We start from the raw sequence: 6634 nt of genomic DNA on the forward strand, positions 1-6634 counted from the left end.
CCTGGTCGGCCTCCGGCATCAGCTTCAACTGCACAACGATCTTCATGCGGATCATCGTACTACAGTTGACCTATGTCACCACGATGGGAACCAAACCCCAATATTCGCAGGGGCCGTACGGTCGTCTGCACCCTCCACGCACACTTGGTCTTCACACCCAAGTACCGGCGCGGACCGTTCACCGACGAGATCCTCACGCGCTGCGAAGAGATCATGAGAGCCGTCTGCGCCGACTTCGAAACCGAGCTGGTCGAGTTCAACGGCGAGAAGGACCACGTACATCTCCTCGTGCACTACCCGCCCAAGATCGCTCTGTCCCGGCTCGTGGGCTCTCTCAAGGGCGTCTCCGCCCGCCGGCTCCGCCAGGAGTACCCGGGCCACATCCGCAAGTACCTGTGGGGCGCGCACTTCTGGTCACCCTCGTACTTCGCCGCGTCCTGCGGTGGGGCGCCGCTGAGCATCATCAAGGAGTACATCGAGAACCAGAAGAGACCAGGCGGGAGCCCCTGGCACACCCGTCAACGGGCGTGCCAGGGGCTTTCGGGGCCGGTCCCTCATTTCAAGGGTTCAAGCTTCGGATTTGCCGGCGCGGACCTTTTGCCGGCGTGGACCTTCACCGGCGCGGCCCCATACCGGTACCGGCGAGCGCCGGTGTGCGGAGGTGTCACCAGATTTCGTTGACCCACTCGGGGTGGTCGATGAACGGGTTCCGGTTGTGCTGGAACCGGTCGAAGATCACCTGGTTGCGCTTCTGCTCGAAGGCGTCCGGCGGGTCCTCGCCGCTCCACGCCTTGAGTACGGACAGCCGGCCGATCGCGGGGCTGCTGCCGTTGGCGACCTGGTCGTTGGGCTCCAGGTCGGCGAAGCCGTCACCGCCGTCGTAGCGCACCGCCATATAGAGGATCATGCGCGCGACATCGCCCTTGACCGCGTCGCGGGGCTCGAAGGAGTCGTCGTCCGTGTAGTTGCCCGGCGCCTCCCCCACTTCGCTGCCGCCCGCGTCGAAGTCCTTGTTGCCGCGCGTGCTGTTCACCGACACGTCGGTGGGGCGCAGGTGGTGGATGTCGGTGCCGGGCCCGGTGGCGGTGCCGAAGTCGCCGTGCGACTTGGCCCATACGTGCTCCCGGTTCCAGTCGTCCGGGTTGCCGCCGTTGGTGGTCTTGCTCTGCGAGCGGCCGGTGTAGAGCAGGATCACGTTCGAGGCGTTGGCGGGGTCCTCGTCGGTGGCCTTGAGCGCTTCCCAGACCTCGTCGTAGGACAGCTTGGTCTGGTCGCTGATGATCGTGTGAAGCGCCGTTTTCAGCGCGGGGCCGCTCTTGCCGATCGCGTCTTTGTAGTACGTGTCGTCATAGGCGCCGGCCGAGCGCCCCGCGGCGATCACGGAGGCGGTGGACGCCGGGGCGGCCGTCGGTGGTGCGTTCAAGGCGGCGGAGCTCTGGGCGGTGGCGCCGACCAGCAGGGTGCCGGCGGCTATCACCGCCAGGGGTATCCAGCGGTTCACACGAAGGACGGACATGTGGGGGGTCCTCTCCCGGATGCTCGCGCCGACCGCTCCGGCCGGAGCCGGGGCGGTCGGCGCGAGATGACGGTTGATCAGCCATCGGGAGCCTTCCATGAAGACACGCACATGATGTGAACATGGCGAGGCGGTTCTGTGTCGGCGTCGTGGACCCCGGCCCGGGCGGGCTCACGCCTGACCACACCGCCCGCGGCGGTCGCGGCGAACCCGGAGGCCGTCAGGAAGCAGCGCCACCGCTCGCGCCGAGGTCGCGCAAGAACCTTCGCTGGTCGTCGAGGAAGCCGTCCACGAAGAGGGCCCGGGGCGCGAAGATCGCGGTGAGCGCGGTCCGGGCCGCCGACTGCTCGACGGGCCACTTGAGCAGCGAGTGACCGGCGTCCGGGTAGCGCTTGACCTCCAGCCCGCCGCCGGCGGCCAGTTCCCTCCGGTAGACGCGCTCGGTGTCGGCGGTGTCCACGTTGAGGTCGTGTCCCGCCAGGACCAGCAGCACCGGCACGCCGCGCAGCGCGCGCAGGTCGGCTTTCGCGTCGGCGGTGTGGTTCCTGGAGATGAACCGCCAGCGGTCGGCGGTCATGCCGTCCGGGCCGCCCATGGCCTTCACGTACTCCTCGAAGCTCGCGTGCCGCTTCATCAGGCGGCGGACCGCGTCGCTCTCGGCCACCTCCTTGTCGATCTCGGACGCCGGGGCCCCGTCGGCGCGGAGCTGGGCGAGGAGGTTGTAGCGGCCCTGCTGGAGCCAGTTGACCGCCGGCGAGACCGCGATGACGAAGTCCACGGCCGTCTTCGCCGCGGTCTTCGGCAGCACCCAGCCCGCCTGGCTCGCGCCCCACAGCCCGATGCGGTCGCCGTCGATGTCCGGGCGGGACCGGGCCCAGGCGATGGCCGCCGCCGTCTCGTCCGCCCGGTCGTCCATCGACTGCTCCAGCCAATCGCCGGGCGAGCCCGCGACGCCGGGCTTGTTCCACGACAAGGAGGCGTAGCCGGCGCGGGCGAGCGCCTCCCAGATGGGCCGGTAGCCGCCTTCGTGGGTGGCGTCGATGGGGCCGTCGCCGTGGACGAACACCACCAGGCCGTGCGGCGCGGCCCCGCCGTCGGGTTCGGTGAGCACGCCGTCGAGCGTGTGGCCGTCCTGCCGGATCGAGACCCGCCGCTCCTTCATCTCGTACGAGTTCTGCCAGAGCACCACACCGCCCAGCCCGGCGACGATGAGCAGGATCGCGACGAGCGACCGGATGACGACGCGGCGCCTGGGCCTGTCTTCGGACTTCATGGGGCCACCTTCCTGGGAACGGTCAACGTGATAACTATCGCATACGATACGCTCGTATAGACTACGAACGATTTTGATGGAATCGGAAGGCGGCGCGAGAAGATGCGGGACATGGCCACGCACGCGAACGGACCGGCTGGGGCAGGACCGGCGGACGGCCGCCGGATCACCATCCGGCGAGGGGTTCCGGCGGGTGCCGAGCAGCGGGCGGCCCAGCTGTACTGGACCGCGTTCGGCCGCAAACTCGGCCCCGCGCTGAATCCGCCGGACCGGGCGACCGCGTTCATCGCGGCCCACCTCAACGCGGACCGGGCGGTGTGCGCCTACCTCGACGGCGCTCTCGTCGGCCTCGCCGGATACCAGATCGAGGGCCGGGCGCTCATCGGCGGCACGGCTGCTGACGTGCTGCGCGCGTACGGGCACGTCAAGGGGGTGCACCGGCTCGTGGTGCTGGCCCTGTTCGAGCGCCGCCCCGCGCCCGGCCAGCTCGTCATGGACAGCATCGCCGTGGACCCGCGGACCAGGAGCCGGGGCATCGGGAGCCTGCTCATCGAGGAGGTCGACGCGGTGGCCGCCGAACACGACTGCCGGCAGATCAGGTTGGATGTCATCGACGTCAACCCACGCGCCCGAGCGCTGTACGAGCGCCTCGGATTCACGGCCGGGCGCACCGAGCGCACACCGTACCTCCGTGCTCTCCTGGGCTTCGGCGCGGTCACCACGATGCACCGCCCCGTCACCACGACCAGAAAGCACCGAGCCCTGTGACCGACCAGCGCCCGCACCAGCCGCGCCCACGCCCCGCGCCCGAGGAGGGCGGGCCCACCGTCGAGATCCCCACCCGCACCCTCGTCCACGCCCTGATCCGCGAGGACGGCACGGTCGACGCGGGCGAGCTCTACACCGTCGCGTCGACGCTCGCCATGAGCGACCAGCAGGTGCGACTGTGCATCAAACGGCTCGTCGCCGAGGGCCTCTTCACTCACAAGGGCCGCGGGCGCAAGGCGCTGCTGCGCGCCACAGCGGACACCGCCCGCACCATCACGCCCGACATCGACTTCGTCCGGTACGCCTTCCGCCAGGACGCCGGGCTGGAGCCCTGGGACGGCAACTGGCACCTGGTCGCCTTCGCGGTGCCCGAAACGGCGCGGGCCGCGCGGGACGCGCTGCGCGAGACACTCGTACGCCTCGGCGGCTCCCCGCTGCACGGCGGCCTCTACGTCTGCGCGAACGCCTGGGACCCGTACGTGGAAGCCGAAGCCCGCCGCCTCGGCGTTCTCGACGACGTCACCTTCATGAGCAGCGGCGACCTGCGCAGGGGCGAGGAGAGGGAACCCGCCGCGCTCGCCCGTCTGCTGTGGCCCCAGCAGACGATCGCCGAGCGCTACCACCGGCTCATCGCCGTCGCACGCCCCCGACTCGAACGTCTCAGCGGCGGCGCGGATCTCTCCGAGGGCGAGCCGCCGAAGGGCGAGGTCTCGGAGAACGAACTGTCGGAGGCCGAACTCCTCACCATCGCGGTCGAGCTCGCCGAGGAATTCACCCGTGCCATCGAGCCCGACCCGCTGCTCCCGCCGGAGCTGCTCCCGCAGCCCTGGCCGGGCGCGCAGGCCCGCGAACTCCTCGCCAGGTGCTGGTCGTTGCGCTGCACGACCGGGGTCACGGGCAGGCGCGGCCGCATATCTTCCGGCTGTACGACGAGGTCATCCGGGAGGCGGCGGACCGGGTCCGGTAGGACCTGGTCTTCGCCGCGTCACTCGGCGTCATCGGGCCGGCAGTACCGCGTTTCGAAGCCCCGGAGCCCCGTAGCCCGCCGAGGTCGTCTCCGCGTCCGGGCGCGGCTGCGCCACCCGGCCGCGTCCTCAGGCCGACGGCTGCCCGGCGGCGAGGGAAGCCGCTCCGGCGGGAGCCGTCATCGCGGCGAGCACCGTGCGCCAGTCCTCGCCCGGCTGCTCGCGCAGCGGCCCGGCGAGCCTGTCGGCGCGATAGCGCCAGCGGTGGTCCAGGTCGCGGTGCGCCTCCGGCGCGTAGCCGATCTCGCTGGCGCTGCCGAGCAGCCGGATCAGTTCGGCGGTGAACTCCGGCCACGCCACGTGCCCGCCGACCGCGTTGGCGACCCCGTGCACCGGCTCCGCGACGCAGTCCGCCACCGAGCGGGCCAGCGCCGAGGCGTGCACCCACGGGACGCCGTACCAAGGGTGCGCGGCCGTGTGCGGATCGGGGAGCACGATCGGCTCTCCGGCCAGCGCGGCCTGGAAGAGCGCCCCGGTCGCGCCCCAGCGCAGCTGTTCGCGCAGCCGGTCGTGCGGGCCCCAGACGAGCGGGGAGCGCACGGCGCTCGCGCCGCCGCGCTCCTCGGTGCCGGCGGCTCGCAGCAGCATCCGCTCGCAGTCGAGCTTCGCCTTGCCGTAGGGGCTCAGCGGGCTCTCGCTGGGTCCGCCCTCGGGTACGTCGGCGGCGCTCGGCTGCCCGTAGGCGTCCACGCTGCTGACGAAGACGAACGTGCCGCGCCGCCAGGAGTCCACCAGGACGCGCATGGCCGCGAGGTCCACCTCGGGGCGGGTGAAGGTGCAGGCGGCGTGGATGACGCTGTGCACGCCGGACGCCGCGGCGCGCAGGCTGTCGAGGTCCAACAGGTCGCCCTCGACGACCTCCACGCCGTCCCCGGCGACCCGGTGGGCCGACTCCGGGCGGGCCAGCGCGCGCACCGGGACTCCGCGCGCGGCCAGTTCACGCAGTACGGACGCGCCCACGCCGCCGGTGCCGCCGGTGACCAGGACGGTTCCCTCGCGGACGCCGGAGCGGCGCGGGGAGCGGGCCGAGGCGGCGGCCGAAGCCGCGCCGCGTTCGGCTTCGCGCTCGTCGAGCAGGGCGGCCAGCGCTCGCGGGGTGCGCTGCTCCATCACGTCGAGGCCGGTCATCGGCAGTCGCAGCGACTGGCGCAGCCGCTCGGCGAGTTGGACGGCCAGCAGGGAGTGTCCGCCGAGGACGAAGAAGTCGTCGTCCGGTCCTGGGCGCTGTCCCAGGACCGCGGCGAACGCCTCGCGGACGGCGGCGCCGCACGGGCCGTCGGCCGGTTCGGTGCCGGGAGCCCGGGCGGACGAGGCTTCAGCGGCGGGCGGGGCAGCGGCGGACGGGCCGCCGGCGGACGGGTCTGCCCCGGACGGCGCAGCTTCGGCCGGCGCGGGCAGGCCCGGCAGCCGGGAGCGGTCCGGGGCGCCGTCCGCCGTACGCGGCAGGGCGTCGAGGATCATGACCGCCGCCGGGACCAGCGGCGCGTCCAGGCGCGCCCGCACATGAGCGCGGAGCAGGGTCGAGGACGCGCCGCCGATGCGGCGTTGGACGGCGTATGCGAGGGGCGGCCGGCCGTCGAGTTCCACGACGGTGGCCTCGGCCACGTCGGGGTGCTCGCGCAGGCAGGTCTCCGCCGGGTGGGCCGCCGCCGGGCCGCTGGACGGCGCGGGCGCCGGGTCGAGGTCGGCCAGGCGGGCGCCGGGCAGTCGCGACAGGGGACGGCTCGGCTCGGCGGCCACGGTGGTCAGGAGCTCGGCGAAGAGGTCGAGCAGCCGCGCGCCGGTCCGCTCGTCGAGCAGGCCGCGGTCGTGCTGGAGCAGGCAGCGCGGAGTCCCGGTCTCCTCGACGGCGAAGGAGAGGCCGAACTTGGCGGTGCCCAGGTCCAGGTCGATCGCTTCGGCAGTGGTGCCGGGCAGCCGCAGGGCAGTCGGCTCGCGCAGTACGTCGGCGGTGATGTTGACCAGCGGGGCGCCGTCGCGGTCGCGGGCGTCCGCGCCGAGGCGTTCGACGATCAGGTCGAAGGGCACCTCCCGGTGGGACTGCGCAGGCCG

4 protein-coding genes and 2 pseudogenes are annotated in these 6634 nt (G+C 72.4%); 3 read left to right on the forward strand and 3 right to left on the reverse strand.

All coding sequences use genetic code 11. The annotated features are described in order from the left end of the window. Positions 1 to 72 precede the first annotated feature (72 nt). Positions 73 to 495: pseudogene (gene tnpA, locus QMK28_RS29550) on the forward strand (IS200/IS605 family transposase); the annotation flags it as partial. 169 nt (positions 496 to 664) lie between these two features. Here the strand turns inward: tnpA and QMK28_RS29555 are convergent. Both QMK28_RS29555 and QMK28_RS29560 read right to left on the reverse strand, forming a co-directional pair. Further along, positions 665 to 1516, reverse strand: coding sequence for an endonuclease I family protein (locus QMK28_RS29555; protein WP_326442746.1), 852 nt, complete (start codon positions 1514 to 1516; stop codon positions 665 to 667). A gap of 220 nt (positions 1517 to 1736) precedes the next feature. Beyond that, a complete protein-coding gene (locus QMK28_RS29560; protein ID WP_326442747.1) occupies positions 1737 to 2789 on the reverse strand; it encodes an alpha/beta hydrolase family protein in 1053 nt (350 codons plus the stop codon). 111 nt (positions 2790 to 2900) lie between these two features. On the opposite strand from QMK28_RS29560, the gene QMK28_RS29565 reads away from it, so the two are divergent. Both QMK28_RS29565 and QMK28_RS29570 read left to right on the forward strand, forming a co-directional pair. Beyond that, positions 2901 to 3557, forward strand: a complete 657-nt coding sequence (locus QMK28_RS29565) for a GNAT family N-acetyltransferase (protein WP_326442748.1) — start codon at positions 2901 to 2903, stop codon at positions 3555 to 3557. A gap of 155 nt (positions 3558 to 3712) precedes the next feature. After that, positions 3713 to 4363, forward strand: a pseudogene (locus QMK28_RS29570) (PaaX family transcriptional regulator C-terminal domain-containing protein); the annotation flags it as partial. A 288-nt stretch (positions 4364 to 4651) separates the two neighbouring features. Here the strand turns inward: QMK28_RS29570 and QMK28_RS29575 are convergent. Then, on the reverse strand, positions 4652 to 6634 hold a 1983-nt coding region (locus QMK28_RS29575), incomplete at its 5' end, for an NAD-dependent epimerase/dehydratase family protein (protein WP_326442749.1).

The organism is Streptomyces sp. H27-D2 (genome assembly GCF_035828615.1).
Classification (GTDB): Bacteria; Actinomycetota; Actinomycetes; order Streptomycetales; family Streptomycetaceae; genus Streptomyces.

Coding starts and splice junctions, on each gene's coding strand:
- QMK28_RS29555 (WP_326442746.1), bottom strand. CDS start 1,516: ATGTCCGTCCTTCGTGTGAACCGCTGGATACCCCTGGCGGTGATAGCC.
- QMK28_RS29560 (WP_326442747.1), bottom strand. CDS start 2,789: ATGAAGTCCGAAGACAGGCCCAGGCGCCGCGTCGTCATCCGGTCGCTC.
- QMK28_RS29565 (WP_326442748.1), top strand. CDS start 2,901: ATGGCCACGCACGCGAACGGACCGGCTGGGGCAGGACCGGCGGACGGC.